Annotated in this window: 14 protein-coding genes and 1 other RNA gene; 8 read left to right on the top strand and 7 right to left on the bottom strand. The window is 63.3% G+C overall.

Going from position 1 to position 16,771, the window contains the following annotated elements:
* Positions 1 to 22: 22 nt before the first annotated feature.
* Positions 23 to 2,140: a RelA/SpoT family protein gene (locus ESZ60_RS07945; RefSeq protein WP_134679978.1), complete on the top strand. Its 2,118-nt coding sequence runs from the start codon at positions 23 to 25 to the stop codon at positions 2,138 to 2,140.
* A 48-nt stretch (positions 2,141 to 2,188) separates the two neighbouring features.
* Here ESZ60_RS07945 and ESZ60_RS07940 read toward each other — a convergent pair whose 3' ends face one another.
* The 4 genes from ESZ60_RS07940 to ESZ60_RS07925 all read right to left on the bottom strand — a co-directional run bounded on the left by ESZ60_RS07940 (position 2,189) and on the right by ESZ60_RS07925 (position 6,183).
* Positions 2,189 to 3,100 (bottom strand): pseudouridine-5'-phosphate glycosidase, encoded by a 912-nt coding sequence (locus ESZ60_RS07940; RefSeq protein WP_134679976.1) that lies wholly within the window; start codon positions 3,098 to 3,100, stop codon positions 2,189 to 2,191.
* Positions 3,097 to 4,020 (bottom strand): PfkB family carbohydrate kinase, encoded by a 924-nt coding sequence (locus ESZ60_RS07935; protein ID WP_134679974.1) that lies wholly within the window; start codon positions 4,018 to 4,020, stop codon positions 3,097 to 3,099. Before ESZ60_RS07935 ends, ESZ60_RS07940 begins: the two co-directional genes overlap by 4 nt.
* A gap of 157 nt (positions 4,021 to 4,177) precedes the next feature.
* Positions 4,178 to 4,274: signal recognition particle sRNA small type (gene ffs / locus ESZ60_RS07930), an RNA gene on the bottom strand.
* Between the two features lie 49 nt (positions 4,275 to 4,323).
* On the bottom strand, positions 4,324 to 6,183 hold the full coding sequence (locus ESZ60_RS07925) for a bifunctional 2',3'-cyclic-nucleotide 2'-phosphodiesterase/3'-nucleotidase (RefSeq protein ID WP_134679973.1): 1,860 nt from the start codon (positions 6,181 to 6,183) through the stop codon (positions 4,324 to 4,326).
* Between the two features lie 142 nt (positions 6,184 to 6,325).
* Between ESZ60_RS07925 and ESZ60_RS07920 the strand changes: the two genes are divergently transcribed.
* Positions 6,326 to 6,787: an SRPBCC family protein gene (locus tag ESZ60_RS07920; protein WP_134679971.1), complete on the top strand. Its 462-nt coding sequence runs from the start codon at positions 6,326 to 6,328 to the stop codon at positions 6,785 to 6,787.
* 12 nt (positions 6,788 to 6,799) lie between these two features.
* On the opposite strand, the gene ESZ60_RS07915 is transcribed toward ESZ60_RS07920, so the two are convergent.
* On the bottom strand, positions 6,800 to 7,669 hold the full coding sequence (locus tag ESZ60_RS07915) for a prephenate dehydratase (RefSeq protein ID WP_134679969.1): 870 nt from the start codon (positions 7,667 to 7,669) through the stop codon (positions 6,800 to 6,802).
* A 143-nt stretch (positions 7,670 to 7,812) separates the two neighbouring features.
* Between ESZ60_RS07915 and ESZ60_RS07910 the strand changes: the two genes are divergently transcribed.
* The 6 genes from ESZ60_RS07910 to ESZ60_RS07885 all read left to right on the top strand — a co-directional run bounded on the left by ESZ60_RS07910 (position 7,813) and on the right by ESZ60_RS07885 (position 15,493).
* Positions 7,813 to 8,346: a c-type cytochrome gene (locus tag ESZ60_RS07910; protein ID WP_134679967.1), complete on the top strand. Its 534-nt coding sequence runs from the start codon at positions 7,813 to 7,815 to the stop codon at positions 8,344 to 8,346.
* Positions 8,347 to 8,511: 165 nt separating this feature from the next.
* The gene (locus ESZ60_RS07905) at positions 8,512 to 10,398 is read left to right on the top strand and encodes an extracellular solute-binding protein (RefSeq protein ID WP_134679965.1); all 1,887 of its coding nucleotides are present in this window, start codon (positions 8,512 to 8,514) and stop codon (positions 10,396 to 10,398) included.
* Positions 10,399 to 10,435: 37 nt separating this feature from the next.
* Positions 10,436 to 11,581 (top strand): microcin C ABC transporter permease YejB, encoded by a 1,146-nt coding sequence (locus tag ESZ60_RS07900; RefSeq protein WP_134679963.1) that lies wholly within the window; start codon positions 10,436 to 10,438, stop codon positions 11,579 to 11,581.
* Positions 11,581 to 12,687, top strand: coding sequence for an ABC transporter permease (locus ESZ60_RS07895; protein WP_134679961.1), 1,107 nt, complete (start codon positions 11,581 to 11,583; stop codon positions 12,685 to 12,687). Before ESZ60_RS07900 ends, ESZ60_RS07895 begins: the two co-directional genes overlap by 1 nt.
* Positions 12,684 to 14,279, top strand: coding sequence for an ABC transporter ATP-binding protein (locus ESZ60_RS07890; RefSeq protein ID WP_134679960.1), 1,596 nt, complete (start codon positions 12,684 to 12,686; stop codon positions 14,277 to 14,279). The genes ESZ60_RS07895 and ESZ60_RS07890 overlap by 4 nt, the downstream gene beginning before the upstream one ends.
* The gene (locus ESZ60_RS07885) at positions 14,276 to 15,493 is read left to right on the top strand and encodes a glycosyltransferase (protein WP_134679958.1); all 1,218 of its coding nucleotides are present in this window, start codon (positions 14,276 to 14,278) and stop codon (positions 15,491 to 15,493) included. The genes ESZ60_RS07890 and ESZ60_RS07885 overlap by 4 nt, the downstream gene beginning before the upstream one ends.
* Here ESZ60_RS07885 and ESZ60_RS07880 read toward each other — a convergent pair.
* Together ESZ60_RS07880 and ESZ60_RS07875 are read right to left on the bottom strand one after the other, a co-directional pair.
* On the bottom strand, positions 15,490 to 15,969 hold the full coding sequence (locus ESZ60_RS07880) for a hypothetical protein (RefSeq protein ID WP_134679956.1): 480 nt from the start codon (positions 15,967 to 15,969) through the stop codon (positions 15,490 to 15,492). The two genes, ESZ60_RS07885 and ESZ60_RS07880, sit on opposite strands and share 4 nt — an antisense overlap.
* Before the next feature lie 62 nt (positions 15,970 to 16,031).
* Positions 16,032 to 16,757, bottom strand: coding sequence for a molecular chaperone DjiA (locus tag ESZ60_RS07875; protein ID WP_134679954.1), 726 nt, complete (start codon positions 16,755 to 16,757; stop codon positions 16,032 to 16,034).
* Between the last annotated feature and the right edge of the window lie 14 nt (positions 16,758 to 16,771).

The raw sequence follows: 16,771 nt of genomic DNA, 5'->3' as shown, positions 1-16,771 counted from the left end.
ATCTGAGGTCTTCGGCTGAAAAATGATTGATGTCGAAGACCTCATCGCGCTTGTGCGCAATTACAATCCGAAAACCAATTCGGACCTGATCCGCGACGCCTATGAATATGGCCGCCGGATGCATGAGGGCCAGTTCCGCCATTCCGGCGAGCCCTATTTCACCCATCCCATCGCCGTCGCCGCCATCCTGACCGAGATGCGGCTGGACGACGCGACCATTGTCACCGCACTTCTGCACGACACGATCGAGGACACGCGCTCGACCTGGGCCGAGGTGGCGCAGATGTTCGGGCGCGAGATCGCCGATCTGGTCGATGGCGTGACCAAACTGACCAACCTTCAGCTTTCCGGCGCGCATTCCAAGCAGGCCGAAAATTTCCGCAAGCTTTTCATGGCGATGTCTCGGGATCTTCGGGTCATTCTGGTCAAGCTCGCCGACCGTCTGCACAATATGCGGACGATCAAGTCCATGCGGTCGGAAAAGCAGCAGCAGAAGGCCCGCGAAACGATGGACATCTATGCGCCGCTCGCCGGGCGCATGGGCATGCAATGGATGCGCGAAGAGCTTGAGGATCTGGCCTTCAAGGTCATCAATCCCGAGGCGCGCAATTCCATCATCCGCCGTTTCGTCAGCCTGCAGCGCGATTCCGGCGATGTGATCCCCAAGATCACCGCCGATATCCGCACCGAGCTTGAGCGCGAGGGGATCGAGGCCGATGTCTATGGCCGCGCCAAGCGTCCGTTCAGCATCTGGCGCAAGATGCAGGAAAAGCAGCTTTCCTTCTCGCGCCTTTCCGACATTTACGGCTTTCGCATCATCACCCGGACCGAGCCCGATTGCTACCGGACGCTGGGCGTGATCCATCACCGCTGGCGCGCCGTGCCGGGCCGGTTCAAGGATTATATCAGCCAGCCCAAGGCGAACGGCTACCGCTCAATCCATACCACCGTTTCCGGGCGCGACGGCAAGCGGGTCGAGGTGCAGATCCGTACCCGCCAGATGCACGAGGTCGCCGAGGCCGGGGTGGCCGCGCATTGGGCCTATCGCGACGGCGTGCGCACCGAGAACCCCTTCGCCGTCGATCCGGGCGAATGGATCGCGAGCCTGACCGAGCGTTTCGGCGAAGAGGATCACGACGAATTCCTCGAGCACGTGAAGCTCGAGATGTATTCCGATCAGGTCTTCTGCTTCTCGCCCAAAGGTGACGTGATCCCGCTGCCGAAGGGTGCCACGCCGATCGATTTCGCCTATGCGATCCATACGCGGCTGGGCAATAGCTGCGTCGGTGCCAAGGTGGACGGCATTCGCGTGCCGCTCTGGACCCGGCTCAAGAACGGGCAATCGGTCGAGATCATTGCCGCCGCCGGGCAGCGGCCGCAGCCGACCTGGCTCGATATCGTCGTGACCGGCCGCGCCAAGGCTGCCATCCGCCGCAGCCTGCGGCAAGAGGACCGCTCGCGCTTTATTCGCTTGGGCTCCGAACTGATCCGCGTGGCCTTCGAGCATGTCGGGCGCAAGGTGACGGACAAAGCTCTGCGCACGGCGGCCCGGACGATGGCGCTGCAGGACACCGACGAATTGCTGGCCCGGATCGGCAGCGCCGAGATTTCGGCGCATGAGGTGCTTTCGGTGCTTTATCCCGAACTCGCGGCCAAGCGCAGCGAGATCGATGCCCGCCGTGCCGTCGCCGGGCTCGAGGCGGATCAGGAGTTCACCCGCGCGCCCTGCTGCAATCCGCTGCCCGGCGAACGCATCGTGGGCATCACCTATCGGGGCAAGGGCGTCGTCATTCACGCCATCGACTGCCCGGTTCTGGCCGAATATGAAGACAGCCCCGAGCGCTGGGTGGACCTGCAATGGCGCGAAGGTCAGCATCCGCCGGCCTATTCCACCAATCTGTCGCTGACGATCCGCCATGATGCCGGCGTTCTTGGCCGGATCTGCACCCTGATCGGCAGCCAGGGCGCGAATATTTCGGATCTTGAATTTCTGGACCGCAAGCCGGATTTCTACCGCCTGCGGATCGAGGTCGAGTTGCGCGACAGCGAGCATCTGCATGCCTTGCTGACCGCGCTCGAGGCCGAGCAGGACGTGGCCCAGGTTTCGCGCATTCGCGACCCTTCCGCCAATCTGGACTGAGAACCCCGGGCCGCCGTGTCAGCGGCCCGTGACGCGCCGTGATTGGCGTCAGATCATCGCGGCGGCGATGCGCGCCGCCAGCCGCGCATTGTTCAGAACAAGGGCGATATTCGCTTCGAGCGACCGGCCCTCGGTCAGTTCAAAGATCCGCTGCAACAGGAACGGCGTTACGGATTTCGCGGCAATCCCCTGGGCCTCGGCCTCGGACAGGGCGCGTTCCACGAAAGGGATCATCACTTCGCGGGGGATCTCGGCCTCGGGCGGGATCGGATTGGCGACAAGCTGCCCGCCTGCAAGCCCGAGCGCGGCGCGCAGCCGCGCAGATGCCGCGATCTGGGCCGGATCATCCATGCGCAGCGGCGCGGCAAGGCCCGATTGCCGCGACCAGAAGGCCGGCAACTCATCCTGACCGTAGGCGATCACCGGAACGCCCAGCGTCTCGAGCACTTCAAGCGTCTTGGGCAGGTCGAGGATCGCCTTGGCACCTGCCGCGACCACCGTCACCGGCGTGCGCGCGAGTTCCTGAAGATCCGCCGAAATGTCGAAGCTCTGCTCGGCGCCACGATGAACACCGCCGATCCCGCCCGTCGCAAAGACGCGGATGCCGGCAAGCGCGGCGCAGATCATGGTCGCCGCGACGGTCGTGGCACCAGTTTTTCCCAGCGCCAGACAAACCGCAAGATCGGCGCGCGACAGTTTCATCACCTCTGAGCCGGGCGTCGCCGCAAGGTTCTCTAACGCCGCGTCGTCCAGCCCGACATGGATCCGACCGGCGATGATCGCGATGGTGGCGGGGATGGCGCCTGCCTCGCGGACAGTGGCCTCGACGTTCCGCGCAACTTCTAGGTTTTGCGGATAAGGCATGCCATGCGTGATGATTGTCGATTCCAGCGCCACGACAGGCGCGCCTTGGGCAAGGGCCTGTTCGACTTCGGGGGCGAGGGACAGCAGATCCTTCATGCGAGATCCTTTCCTTGGAGGGGCATGGCCGAGACATGGGCTGCGGCGGCCGCGATGGCACGGGCGAGCGCGTCTTCGCGAGACGCAGCCTGCAATTCGGCCGCAAGATGAGCGGCCAGGAATGCGTCCCCCGCGCCGGTGACATGGCGGGCGATGACGGCGGGCGGGCAAAGGCCGATGGTCGGCGCATCGCGCGCAGCATCCGCTGCGGGGCGCGCGCCATCGGTGACGATGACGCGGGCCGCGCCAAGACGCAGCACCGCCTCGGCGGCGGCATGCGCATCTGGCAGATCATGTCCGGCCAGTGCTTCGGCCTCGGCCAGGTTGATGTGAAAGATGGCGCGGGGGTGATCCAGCAGCGGGACGAGTCGTGCGGCCTTGTCCGGGCTTGCCGGAACCACCCGCAAATCAGCCCGCGCAAGGCTGGGTGCGCGCGCCACGATTTCGAGCGTGTCGATGGTCAGGTTCCCGTCCACGACCAGAATCCCCTGCCAGGGCGCATTGTCGCTGCCGATCCTGCCGTCCTGGAACGGAAAGAGGACCGAGGGGCCTGCCGCTTCCAGCCCATGCGCATCGGCAATGGCCGCGACCAGACCGCGCGGATCCTCGATCGCCATGTAAAGGTCGGTGGGCAGGGGCCCGTCGCGCCACAGCCAGTCTGTGGTGACGCCGAGCCTTTCGGTTTCCTGCACCAGAGCCTCTCCCGGCGCATCGCGTCCGACCGCCGAGATGATGGACGGGGCCAGGCCATGTCTGACCAGCGCCAGGGCGACATTCAGCGCGACACCGCCCGGCCGCTGATGGATGCGTCCGGCGACATCCTCGCCGGGGCGAAGATCGACCGGACTATGGCCGATGACGTCCCAGAGCATCGCGCCCAGACAGATGATCTGTGGCTTGTCCTGTGATGGTGAACCCATGGCGCGGGCAATCCCTTGAAAATTCGTTCGAACGGATGAGGCCGGAACCGGGATCCGCGGAGATGTGCCAATCTCGGCGCGACTATGGTCGATTTGTCAATGCCCGCAACCCATTGCGGGGCAGGGTGAAAGTGAATCCGGAATGAGAGGGGGGGAGGGTGAGAGGCTGGACTACGACCCAAACGGGACTCGTTACGGCTGCTTCCTTCCGGACCTGACCGGGTTGGCGAGGCGCTCGCCCGCGCCAACCTCTCGCCGCCTAGATAGGGGCATCTCTGTCGGGATGCAAGCGGATTAGGCCCATCAAAGCGTCAATCGCAGCTGCAAAAAGCCGTTCTTCTGCAATCCGAGAGTCCGTGCCGGAAAGGGCAGGGCATCGATCTCGGTCACCGCGCGGGGGCTGGTCTGGAACCGCAGGCCCGTCCCGCCGAGCGGCCGGAAGCGCAAGCCCAGATCGGGCAGGGGTGCGACCCCCTCGGGGCTTTCGACATGACGGCGCAAGGCGTCCCGGCTGCGCATGCCGCCGTCGAGAAGCAGCGGGCAATCGGTCGTCACGCTGGCAAAGACCCCATTCGCGGAGAGGCGGTAACTGTTCGTGGCAAGAACGAAAGCATCATCCGGCGCGACCGGCATGCCGCGATAGCGCAGGCCATGGACGCGCCGCGAGCCGGGCGCGATCAGCTTGCCATCGGGTGCGTGGCGGGGCGCGGCGGAAAGGTCGATCTCATAGGTGAGCCCGCTGATCAGGTCGAAATTGTAGCTGGGGAAATCGGGATCCAGCAGGTCCTGATCGTCCCGGCCCGGCGTGATCTGGCGAAACATGCTGGCCGAGATCTCGAGCCAAAGGGAAAGGGCTCGGCCATCGATACGGACCGCGCAGACCCGGTTGGGAAAGACATAGAGATCCGAAAGCCCGCGCAGGCAGAGCGGGCCGGGCGGGATGTCGGTGTAATGCTCTGGCCCGCCCCGCCCCCCCGAGCGGAAGGCCGAGGCGGCCGAGAGGATCGGCATTCCTGCCCAGCGACTCCCGTGCAGCAGGGCGCGGACATGGCGACGCTGCGCCTCGCAGACCAGAGCAAGACCGGCATCATGTCCCAATGCGGTAAAGAAACTGTGCATCCGTGTCGCGGTCAGGCCGATCGGTTGGCGCAGATGGCGCAGGGTTCCGCGATGGGCCGAGACCGCGAGCCGCCGAACCGCGCGGTCCTCGTCATGGCCCGCCGCGGGCTCGAGCGATGCATGAAAGGCGCTGATCTGCCAGCGGTGCAAGGCGGTCTGCGCCGGTTTCAGCTTCAGCCGGAAGACCCCCAGATGCGACCCCCAAAAGCCGGGCATCACGCAGGGCTTTCCGGCGAGCGTGCCGCGCAGTGGATCTATCCCCGGCCCGTCGGGATGCTCGGCCGCGGGAAAGAGGCGATGGGTATGCCCGGCAACGATGAGGTCGATCCCGGGTAGGGCGGCAAGAGCGGTTGCGGCATTCTCCATTCCGGGGACGGGATCCGGCGCGCCGATGCCGCTATGGGCCAGCGCAATGATCAGATCCGCGCCTTCGCGCTTCAATGTGGCAATCCCGCGTTGTGCGCTGCCGAGGATGTCGTCAATCCTGATCCGGCCCTGCAGCTCCGGCTCCCATTCCGTTGTTTGCGGCGGCAGGAAGCCCAGGATGCCGATGCGAATCTCGTGTCGGCATCCCCTGCTGTCCGTTAGGTGTCGTCGCAGCATCAGATGCGGCAGAATCGGCAGATCGCCGCCGACCAGATTGGTGCTGACGACCGGGTGGGCCGCGCCCTCGAGGGCTTTGCGAAGATGCGCGATGCCATGGCTGAAATCGTGATTGCCGATCGTCGCGGCGTCATACCCCGCGTGATTCATCGCCGCGATCAACGGGTGCAGCGCGCCCTCATCCCAGCCTTTCTCGGCGAGATAGTCGCCCAGGGGATTGCCCTGCAACAGGTCGCCATTATCCAGAACGAGGCAGTTGGCGCTTGTCGCGCGTATCGCCGCGATGGCCGAGGCCAGTCTTGCGAAACCGAAGTTTCCGCTCTTGCGATTGCGGAAATAGTCAAATCCCAGGACATGCACATGCAGGTCGCTCGTGGCGATGACGGTCAGCTCGACGGTGGTTTCCTGGCCGGAAGCGTCCGGGACTTGGGGAATGGACATGATGAATGCATGCTGGATTCGCAGGCATAACGCAACTATAGATTGCATTCGCCAATTCTTGGGCCAGATTGACGGCACGCCCTTGCAAAGGCGCGGAGCTTTGGGGTTAAAACGAGACAGATAACCCTTAACTTGGTTTCCGATGAAGTTTTCGACACGTCAGGATGCCGATCTGCCGGCAGAAAGCCTGTTTGCCGCGATCAGCGATTTCGCCATGATGGAACGGATGTTGCTGCGCCGCGGCGTGTCGGTTCGGCGCGATGTTTCGGGCCAGCCGCCGCATCTGGGCAGCAGCTGGGCGCTCGGCTTCGACTGGAGGGGCAAGGCGCGGCAAGTCTCGCTTGAGCTGACAGAGATCATGCCGCCGGAACGAATCGGCTTTGCCGGCAAGTCCGACATGTTCGAGATCGCGCTGTCCCTCTCGGTCGTGGCGCTGACCAAGAGCAAGTCGCGACTGATCTGCGAGATCGACGTCGCGCCCAAGGGAATGAAGGCAAGGTTGCTGCTGCAGACCGCGCGTCTGAGCAAAACGCAGCTCGACCGTCGCTTTGCCCAGCGGATCGGGGATTTCGTCGACCGGCTTTCGGTGGGCCAGCTAAGCTGACCCACCGTAGTCTCAGGCGGACAGCGCCAGTTGCTCGGCGCGCAGGGGATCGGCCGGATAGACGCCGAGGATCTCCATGCTCGAGGTGAAATAACGCAACTCCTCCAGCGCGCGTGCAACCGCCGGGTCCTCGGGATGACCCTCGATATCGGCGTAGAACTGTGTCGCCGTAAAGATCCCGTCCACCATGTAGCTTTCCAGCTTGGTCATGTTCACGCCATTGGTCGCGAATCCGCCCATCGCCTTGTACAGCGCGGCCGGGATGTTGCGCACCCGGAACACAAAGGTCGTCATCATGGTCTGCCCACCCTGCGCATTCGCCCGGCGCGTATAATCCGGCGCGCGCGACATGATCAGGAAGCGCGTCGTGTTGTTCTGGCGGTCCTCGATCCCCGAGGCCAGCACGTTCAGGCCATAGATCTCGCCCGCCAGAGGCGCGGCCAGCGCGCCAAGCCATTTCTCGCCGCGCCGTGCGACTTCCAGCGCCGAGCCCGCAGTATCAGCACCGATCAACGGCTTGATCTCATGCTGGCGCAGGAAGCCGCGGCACTGGCCGAGCAGGACCGGGTGGCTCATCGCCTCGCGAATATCGGCGATCTCGGCTCCCGGCGTGCCGAGCAGCGCGATCCGCACCCGCACGAATCCCTCGTCGACGATATGCAGCCCGCTTTCCGGCAGCAGGTGATGAATATCGGCGACCCGGCCATAGGTCGAATTTTCGACCGGCAGCATGGCCAGTTCGGCGCGGCCCTGATGGACCGCCTCGATCGTGTCCTCAAAGGTCGCGCAGGGCAGGGCCTCCATTTCGGGCCTGTAGAATCGGCAGGCCTGGTGGCTGTAGGCGCCGGGTTCACCCTGGAATGCGATCACGTTCTTGGTCATGTCGAAGCCTCAATTCCGGCCGTGGCGGGCAATGCACACCCTTGGCCCGTTCCATGCCGTGGGACAACTATACCTTGATCGGACAGAACAAAAGCGCCTAGATACCCCTGTTCCACGGACAGACCGAAACAGGATCCGCAGATATGTTCGATACGATGACCGTCACCAAGGCAGCCGGAGCTTTAATCGGCGCGCTTCTGTTCCTTCTGCTGATGAATTGGGCAGCATCGGGCATTTTCCATGTTGGATCTTCGGGGCATCACGGCGAAGGCGAAGAGCATGCGCAGGCCTATACCATCCCGGTCGAATCCGCCGAAGGCGGCGCTGAGGGCGAGGCCGCCGATGAGGGCCCGGATTTTGCCACGGTCCTGGCCTCGGCCGATGCCGCTGCCGGCGAGAAGGTCTTTGGCAAATGCAAGGCCTGCCACAAGCTGGATGGAACGGACGGGACCGGGCCGCATCTGAACGGTGTGGTCGGCCGCGCGGTCGCCGGCGTCGATGGCTTCAACTATTCCGACGGGATGAAGGCCCATGGCGGGGACTGGTCGGCTGAAGCCCTGCAGGAATTCCTGACCAATCCGAAATCCGTCGTGAAAGGCACGAAAATGGCCTTTGCAGGCCTGCCCAAGGTCGAGGATCGCGCCAATCTGATCGCCTATCTTCAGGGCCAGCAGTAAACCGGCCAAGACGGCGGATTGGCGGGGCGCCCATGCGGGCGCCCTTTTCCCATTCAGGAAATTGCGACCGAGATCACGCATTTGCTTGTTGAACGGCCCTGCTGCGCTGCTAGCCTGTCGCAACCCGGTTCGTCCGAGATTGAGCAAGAGGATCCGCTACCCGCAATGACCATGCATATGCTGCGACATGCCCCGATGGCCGCGCTTCTGGTGCTGCTTCCCGCCCTGGCCTCGGCTCAGGAGCAACCCGTACCGGCGGCCACGCAGCCCTCTTTGGCGCGCACCATTGTCGCGCATGGCATCTCGACCTTTGGCGCGCCCGAACTGCCCGCCGATTACAAGCATCTGCGCTATGTGAATCCCGAGGCCCCGAAAGGCGGCGAGATTTCGGAATGGGCGATGGGTGGCTTTGACAGCTACAACCCCTTCACCCATCGTGGGCGGGCAGGCTCGCTTTCCGTCATCATGCTCGAGCGGTTGATGGAGGATGCGCTGGACGAGCGCGGTTCCTCTTATTGCCTCGTTTGCGAGACGATCGAATATCCCGAAAGCCGTGACTGGGTGATCTTCCATCTACGGCCCGAGGCGAAGTTTTCGGATGGCACGCCGCTGACGGCGCATGATGTGCTGTTCTCATTCGAACTTTTGCGCGACAAGGGGCTGTCCTCTTATCGCACCGGCATCGCCAAGATGGTCGCCAAGGCCGAGGTGATCGACGCCCATAAGATCAAGTTCATCTTCCAGCAAGGCTATCCGCGCCGCGACGTGATCCAGCAGGTCGGCAGCCAGATCGTCTTTTCGCGCGAGGATTTCCGCAAGAACAAGCGCGATATCGAACAATCGAGTGACAAGCCCTATTTGGGATCCGGCCCCTATGTCTTTGATTCGGCCGAGATGGGCCGCTCGATGACGGTGAAGCGGAACCCGGATTATTGGGGCAAGGACCTGCCCATCAATGTCGGCCGGCATAATTTCGACAAGATCCGGCTGGAATATTTCGGCGATTACGACAGTGCCTTCGAGGCGTTCAAGGCGGGCGTCTATACGTTCCGCAACGAGGTCTCCTCGATCCATTGGGCGACGCGTTACGATTTCCCGGCGCTCAAAGCCGGGACGGTCAAGCAAGAGGTCCTGCCGCGGGGTGATATCGCGACCGGGCAGGCCTGGGTATTCAACCTGCGCCGTCCGAAGTTTCAGGACATCCGCGTCCGCGAGGCGATCGGGCTGGTCTTCAATTTCGAATGGTCGAACGAGACGCTGTTCTACGGGCTGAACACGCGGGTCAATTCCTTCTGGGACAACAGCGATCTGGCGGCCACGGGCAAGCCCTCCGAGGCGGAACTGGCGCTGCTGCAACCCTTGGCCAAAGACCTGCCGCCGAGCGTCCTGACCGATGATGCCGTGATCCAGCCGGTTGCGGGCAAGACCCAGCTTGACCGGGGCAACCTGCGCAAGGCCTCGAAACTGCTCGATGAGGCGGGCTGGGTCGTCGGCCCGGACGGTTTGCGCCGCAATGGCAAGGGCGAGGTCCTGAAACTCGAAATCCTGAACGATAACCAAAGCTTCGACCGCATCATCAACCCTTACGTCCAGAACCTGCGCGCGCTTGGCATCGATGCGGTCAATGCCCGTGTCGATGATGCCGAGATGACCAACCGCACCCGGAGCCATGATTTCGACATGGTGACCGACAGCCTTGGTCAAAGCTTCTATATCAGTGGCGGGACCGAGCAGGTCTTCGGCTCGGAGAATACCAGCGACGTCTTCAACCCGATGGGCCTGGCCAATCCGGCCATTGACGCGCTGATCAAGAAGGGGATCGAGGCCACGACGCAGGAAGAGATGGACACCACCATCCATGCGCTGGACCGCTCGCTGCGCGCACTGCGCTTCTGGGTTCCGCAATGGTACAAGGCGACCTATACACTGGCCTATTACGATATCTTCGGCCATCCCGAGAACATGCCCGCCTATGCGCTGGGTGAGCTTGATTTCTGGTGGTATGACGCGGATAAGGCTGAAAAGCTGAAACAATCCGGCGCGCTGCGCTGAGCCTGCCAGTCAGGCGAAACAAAGAAGACGGGGCAGGATGGCAGCCTATATTCTGCGGCGGTTGCTGCTGATCATACCGACGCTGATCGGCATCATGCTGGTCAATTTCACCCTCACGCAATTCGTCCCCGGCGGCCCGATCGAGCAGGTCATCGCCCGCGTTCAGGGCGAGGGTGACGCCTTTCGCAATATCGCGGGGGCGGGCGGCGATACGCAGCAGGCGCAGAGCAGCGAATATGCCGGCGCGCGCGGCATTCCGCCCGAACTTCTGGACCAGCTCGAGGTCCAGATGGGCTTTGCCAAGATCACCTGCAAACCCGAATATCAGGGCGAGCCGGATCTGAAATCGCCCGATTGCGCCAAGGAAAAGATCGGCGCGGTTGAGCGCTTCATGGTCATGCTGGGGAATTACCTGCGCTTTGATTTCGGGGTCAGCTTTTTCCGCTCGATCTCGGTCATTGATCTGGTCCTCGAAAAGATGCCGGTCTCGATCACGCTGGGCCTTTGGTCCACGCTGATTGCCTATTGCATCTCGATCCCCTTGGGCATCCGCAAGGCGGTCAGGAACGGCACGCCTTTCGACACTTGGACCTCGGGCGCGATCATTGTCGGCTACGCGATCCCGGCCTTCCTGTTCGCGGTGCTGCTGATGGTGGTCTTTGCCGGCGGCAGCTATTGGCAGATCTTCCCGCTAAGGGGTTTGACCAGCGACAATTTTTCGCAATTGAACTGGTTCGGCAAGGTCAAGGATTACCTCTGGCACATCACCCTGCCGGTGATCGCGACGACGATCTCGAGCTTCGCCACACTGACGCTCTTGACCAAGAACAGCTTCCTTGACGAGATCAACAAGCAATATGTGATGACCGCCCGCGCCAAGGGCCTGACCGAGCGCCGCGTGCTCTACGGCCATGTCTTCCGCAACGCGATGCTGATCGTGATCGCGGGCTTCCCGGCCATGTTCCTTGGCGTCTTCTTCGGCTCGTCGATCCTGATCGAGACGATCTTCTCGCTTGATGGGCTGGGGCGTCTGGGCTTTGAGGCCGCCGTGCAGCGCGACTATCCGGTGATCTTCGGCACGCTCTATGTCTTTGGCCTTCTGGGCCTGCTGGTCGGGATTCTCTCGGACCTGATGTATGTCTTCGTCGATCCGCGCATCGATTTCGAGCGGAGGGCCGGTTGATGGCCATGACCGAACTCAATCGCCGCCGGCTGCGGAACTTCCGCCGCAACAAGCGGGCCTTCTGGTCGTTGGTGATCTTCTCGGTGCTGTTCGTGGCGTCGCTTTTCGCTGAACTGATCGCGAATGACCGGCCCATCGTGGTGAATTACAAAGGCGGTTATTACTTCCCGGTCTATCGTTTCTATCCCGAGACCACCTTTGGCGGCGATTTCGGCACCGAGGCGATCTATACCGATCCGGGCGTGCAATGCCTGATCCGGACCGGTGGGCGCGAGGAATGCTGGGACGACCCCGAGGCCGTCACGAAAGAGGCAGCCGGGACGGGCATGGTCGCGGGCGAACCCGTAGAGAAGGGCTGGATGATCTGGCCGCCGATCCCCTATCACTACCGTACCATCAACAATGTCGGCACTGCCCCCAGCGCGCCGGATAGGGCGCATCTTTTGGGCACCGACGACACGTCGCGCGATGTGCTGGCCCGCGTGATCTATGGCTTCCGCCTGTCGATCATGTTCACGCTGATCGTGACGGTTGTCTCATCGCTGATCGGCATCGCGGCGGGTGCGGTGCAGGGCTATTTCGGTGGCCGCACCGACCTGTTTCTTCAGAGGATGCTTGAGATATGGGGTTCAACCCCTTCTCTTTACGTCATTATCATCCTCTTCGCGATCTTGGGGCGTAGTTTTTGGCTCTTGGTTTTCGTCTCGATCCTGTTCGGCTGGCCTGCTTTGGTCGGAGTGGTCCGGGCCGAGTTCCTGCGGGCCCGGAACTTCGAATATGTCCGCGCCGCCCGCGCGCTTGGGGTCTCGGACCGCAAGATCATGTTCCGCCATATCCTGCCCAATGCCATGGTCGCGACGTTGACCATGCTGCCCTTTGTCGTGACGGGCACCATTTCGTCGCTCGCGGCGCTCGATTATCTTGGCTACGGCTTGCCGACCTCGGCGCCATCGCTGGGCGAGCTTGCGCTGCAGGCCAAGCAAAACCTGCAAGCGCCATGGCTTGGCTTCACGGCCTTCTTCTCCTTCGCCATCATGCTGTCGCTGCTCGTCTTCATCTTCGAAGGCATCCGCGACGCCTTTGACCCCAGAAAGACCTTTCGATGACGCCGGTTCTTGAAGTTTCAGACCTGCGGATCGGTTTCCGACAGGACGGGCAGATCGTGCCCGCCGTGCGCGGCGTCAGCTTCACCGTGGGCAAGGGCGAGACCGTGGCGCTGGTCGGCGAATCCGGCTCGGGAAAATCGGTGACCGCGCTTTCGACCGTGGGGCTTCTGGGCGAGGCGGCGCAGCTCGAAGGGTCGGTCCGCTACGAGGGGCGCGAGCTTGTCGGGGCCTCCGAACCGGAACTGCGCCGCGTCCGTGGCAACGACATCAGCTTCATCTTTCAAGAGCCGATGACCTCGCTGAACCCGCTTCACACGCTGGAGCGGCAATTGGGCGAAAGCCTGATGCTGCACCAGGACCTGCGCGGACCGGCCGTGCGGACGCGGATCGTCGAGCTTCTGACTCGCGTCGGCATCCGCGATCCGGAAACCCGGCTGGGGGATTACCCGCATCAGCTTTCCGGCGGCCAGCGGCAGCGGGTGATGATCGCCATGGCCTTGGCGAACCGCCCGGAACTCTTGATCGCCGATGAGCCGACGACGGCGCTTGACGTCACCATTCAGGCCCAGATCATGGAACTGCTCGCGGAGTTGAAGGCCGCCGAGGGGCTTTCGATGCTGTTCATCAGTCATGACCTTGGCCTCGTGCGGCGCATTGCCGACCGGGTCTGCGTGATGAAGGGGGGCGAGATCGTCGAGCAGGGGCGGGTCGAGCGCATCTTTTCCAATCCCCAGCATGACTATACCCGCATGCTTTTGGCCGCAGAACCGCAGGGTCGTGCGGATCCGATCGCGCCGGATGCCCCCGAGATGGTATCGACCGAGGATCTGCGGATCTGGTTCCCGATCAAGCGCGGGTTCCTGCGCCGCACGGTCGGTCACGTCAAGGCGGTGAACGGCGCGACGCTGTCGGTCAAGGCAGGCGAGACCCTTGGCGTGGTCGGCGAATCCGGCTCGGGCAAGACGACGCTGGCGCTGGCAATCATGCGACTGATCGAAAGCGCGGGGCCGATCCTTTACATGGGCCGCGACATTTCGGACCTTTCGGGACGCGAATTGCGCGGCTTGCGACGGGACATGCAGATCGTGTTTCAGGACCCGTTCGGCAGTCTCTCGCCGCGCATGACGGTCGAGCAGATCATATCGGAGGGGCTTGGCGTTCACGGCGTCGAGCCGGGCCGCGACCGGCGAGAGATGGTGGCGGACATCATGGCCGAAGTCGGGCTGGACCCGGGCACCATGCATCGCTATCCGCATGAGTTCAGCGGCGGCCAGCGCCAGCGCATCGCCATCGCCCGCGCGATGATCCTGAAACCAAAGCTCGTGGTCCTGGACGAGCCGACCAGCGCGCTCGACATGACCGTGCAGGTCCAGATCGTCGAATTGCTGCGCCGGTTGCAGCGCAAGCACGGGTTGGCCTTCCTGTTCATCAGCCACGATCTGCGCGTCGTGCGCGCCATGTCGCATCAGATCATGGTGATGCGGGCGGGCGAGGTCGTCGAGCAGGGCTCTACCGACGAGGTCTTCCGCGCCCCGAAAAGCGCCTATACCCGGAACCTGATCGCAGCGGCCTTTCTGCAGGCAGGCGAATGAAGATCCTGCTGGTCCACCAGAATTTTCCCGGCCAGTTCCTGCATCTGGCACCGGCGCTGGTGGCACGCGGCCATGAGGTTCTTGCGCTGACCGATGAGCGCAACGAACGCGCTTCGCCGGTCCGGGTCGTTCGCTACAAGTCACCGCCGCAGGAAAACCCTGTCCGCGGCCTTGCACGCAGCTATGCCGAACATGCCGAGCGCGGTTGGCTCACGGCGCGGGGCTGCCGCGCACTCAGGGATCGGCATGGTTACACGCCCGATCTGATTCTGGGCCATAGCGGTTGGGGCGAAACCCTGTTTCTGCGCGAGATCTGGCCCGCAGCCAAACTTCTGGTCTATGCCGAGTTGATGTATCGCACGCGTGGGCAAGACGTCGGATTCGACCCCGAAATCTCGCCCGACAGCGACGAAGGGCGGGTCAGCACGCTCGCCCGCTCGGCTCATCTCATCCAGGGGCTGGTCCAGGCCGATGCCGGGATTGCGCCCACACGCTATCAGGCAGACAGCTTTCCGCCGGAATTGCGCCAGAAGCTGACCGTGATCCATGATGGGATCGACACGGCCGTGGTCTGCCCCGATCCGACCGCGCGGCTTGCATTGCCCGATGGACGGGTTCTGACTGCGCAGGACGAAGTGCTGAGCTATGTCTCGCGCTCGCTCGAACCCTATCGCGGTTTTCATCGCTTCATGCGGGCCTTGCCCGAGGTGATGCGCGCCCGGCCCGCGGCGCAGGTGGTCCTGATCGGGGCCGATGGCGTCAGCTACGGTGCGAAGCCTGCGGATGCGGAAAGCTGGAAAGCCAAGATGCTGGCGGAACTGGACGGGCAGCTTGATCTGAGCCGCATCCATTTCCTGGGCCGCGTGCCTTATCCGCAATATCTGTCCGTGTTGCAGATTGCACGGGTTCACTGCTATCTCACCTATCCTTTTGTACTGAGTTGGTCGCTGACCGAGGCCATGTCGGCGGGCTGCTATATCGTGGCCTCGGATACCGAACCGGTCCGGGAACTGATCCGGGACGGTGAGAATGGCCGTCTGGTGCCGTTCTTTGATCAGCCGGCGCTTGAAGCTGCGCTGATCCGGGGCCTTGCCGGGGATCCCGCAGGGGCAACACTCGGGAAAAACGCAAGGCAGACCATTCTCGAAACCTATGATCTCAGGACGAAGAGCCTGCCGCGGCTGATCGATTGGGTCGAAAGCTTCGCGGGTTAAAGCTCTATCTCCGAGCCGGGATCAGTCTCTGGAAGCGTTTTTGGCGGAGCTTCGGCTGGTGGGGCATCGGCTGACGGGGCTGTTTCGGGCTGCGGAAGTGGCTTCAAGAGATCCTGCAGCGTCTCGCCGATTTCTGGTGCGGGCGGGGCATCGGCGCGGCGGCGGATCAGGATATCGCCATTCTCCAGCCGCTCGGGGGTCTGGTAATTCCCGACATCGTCCATCAGGTTGCCGATCTCGTCGAAGACGGGGGTAAAACTGTTCACCGTGTCGTTCAGATCGCGGCCCAATTGGTCGAGATGGGGCTGGACCTCGTTCATCAGCTTTTCCAGAAAACCCTGAATGCCGTTTTCGAGATCCTCTTCAAGGCCGCCCGAGGGGGGATCATCGGCCGATGGCGGCTCGTAGGGGGTCTGCGCCAAGGCGAATCCGGCGACGGTCGCTGAGGCGAGGATGAATGCGACGAGCCTCTGCATCAGTTCACTCCTCGATCGGGTGATCGGGAAACTGCGGCAGCGCGTCCGCGGTTCCCAAAGTCTCAGGCAGTATGCAGGCGATGCATGTTGCGAAATGCCTCCCAGGCTTCGTTCAGGGCACGGGTCCGGGCTTCGGCAAGGCGGATCGCCTCGGGCGGAAGGCCGCGCGCGATCGCCCGGTCCGGATGGGATTCGCGGACCAGATCGCGCCAACGCTTGCGCGCCTCGGGCAGGGGTGTCTCGGGCGGGATGCCCAGCACATCGCAGGGCGGGCAGCCGCGGCTTCGGTCATGCCGGGCGCGGATGGTGGCGAGTTGTGCGGGCGTCAGACCGAAGATGCGCGCGACCTCGTCGATAAAGACGATCTCCGCCTCGTGCAGATCGCCATCGGCGACGGCGATGATGAAAAGCCCCTCGATGACATCGGACAGCACCGGATCGCCTGACGGGAACATCCCGGCGATGCGGCCCGCCCAGGCGTCGAAGCCCGCGACGTCCTGCCGCGCAAGATCAAAGACCCGGGCGGCGTTTTTCTCTTCGGCGCGGGGGATGATGAAGACGCGGCGAAAGGCCGCGACCTCGGAACGGGCGACAGCGCCATCCGCTTTTGCCAGTTTCGCGCCAAGCGCGATCACGGCGATGGTAAAGGCCACGGATTTCTCGGGTGGGGTCGCCGCACGCCGGGCGCCGACGATTGCCGCCAGGCGGTCGGCGATGCGCTGCCAGAAGCTGCGCGGCTTCGGCAGTTCCGGGCAATCCCTGTTCTTGTCCTTGAGAACGCTGTCCATGTCCTTCAGGCTAA

It is taken from the genome of Paracoccus ravus (genome assembly GCF_004522175.1).
Taxonomy (GTDB): domain Bacteria; phylum Pseudomonadota; class Alphaproteobacteria; order Rhodobacterales; family Rhodobacteraceae; genus Paracoccus; species Paracoccus ravus.
Note: the sequence above shows the minus strand (reverse complement) of the source record. Positions and strands in the feature narration are given on the sequence as shown.

What these genes read in the sequence shown, in the direction of transcription:
- ESZ60_RS07875 (WP_134679954.1), bottom strand. Translation starts at nt 16,757, where the DNA reads ATGGACAGCGTTCTCAAGGACAAGAACAGGGATTGCCCGGAACTGCCG.
- ESZ60_RS07905 (WP_134679965.1), top strand. Translation starts at nt 8,512, where the DNA reads ATGACCATGCATATGCTGCGACATGCCCCGATGGCCGCGCTTCTGGTG.
- ESZ60_RS07940 (WP_134679976.1), bottom strand. Translation starts at nt 3,100, where the DNA reads ATGAAGGATCTGCTGTCCCTCGCCCCCGAAGTCGAACAGGCCCTTGCC.
- ESZ60_RS07920 (WP_134679971.1), top strand. Translation starts at nt 6,326, where the DNA reads ATGAAGTTTTCGACACGTCAGGATGCCGATCTGCCGGCAGAAAGCCTG.
- ESZ60_RS07945 (WP_134679978.1), top strand. Translation starts at nt 23, where the DNA reads ATGATTGATGTCGAAGACCTCATCGCGCTTGTGCGCAATTACAATCCG.
- ESZ60_RS07910 (WP_134679967.1), top strand. Translation starts at nt 7,813, where the DNA reads ATGTTCGATACGATGACCGTCACCAAGGCAGCCGGAGCTTTAATCGGC.
- ESZ60_RS07915 (WP_134679969.1), bottom strand. Translation starts at nt 7,669, where the DNA reads ATGACCAAGAACGTGATCGCATTCCAGGGTGAACCCGGCGCCTACAGC.
- ESZ60_RS07900 (WP_134679963.1), top strand. Translation starts at nt 10,436, where the DNA reads ATGGCAGCCTATATTCTGCGGCGGTTGCTGCTGATCATACCGACGCTG.
- ESZ60_RS07880 (WP_134679956.1), bottom strand. Translation starts at nt 15,969, where the DNA reads ATGCAGAGGCTCGTCGCATTCATCCTCGCCTCAGCGACCGTCGCCGGA.
- ESZ60_RS07925 (WP_134679973.1), bottom strand. Translation starts at nt 6,183, where the DNA reads ATGTCCATTCCCCAAGTCCCGGACGCTTCCGGCCAGGAAACCACCGTC.
- ESZ60_RS07885 (WP_134679958.1), top strand. Translation starts at nt 14,276, where the DNA reads ATGAAGATCCTGCTGGTCCACCAGAATTTTCCCGGCCAGTTCCTGCAT.
- ESZ60_RS07890 (WP_134679960.1), top strand. Translation starts at nt 12,684, where the DNA reads ATGACGCCGGTTCTTGAAGTTTCAGACCTGCGGATCGGTTTCCGACAG.
- ESZ60_RS07895 (WP_134679961.1), top strand. Translation starts at nt 11,581, where the DNA reads ATGGCCATGACCGAACTCAATCGCCGCCGGCTGCGGAACTTCCGCCGC.
- ESZ60_RS07935 (WP_134679974.1), bottom strand. Translation starts at nt 4,020, where the DNA reads ATGGGTTCACCATCACAGGACAAGCCACAGATCATCTGTCTGGGCGCG.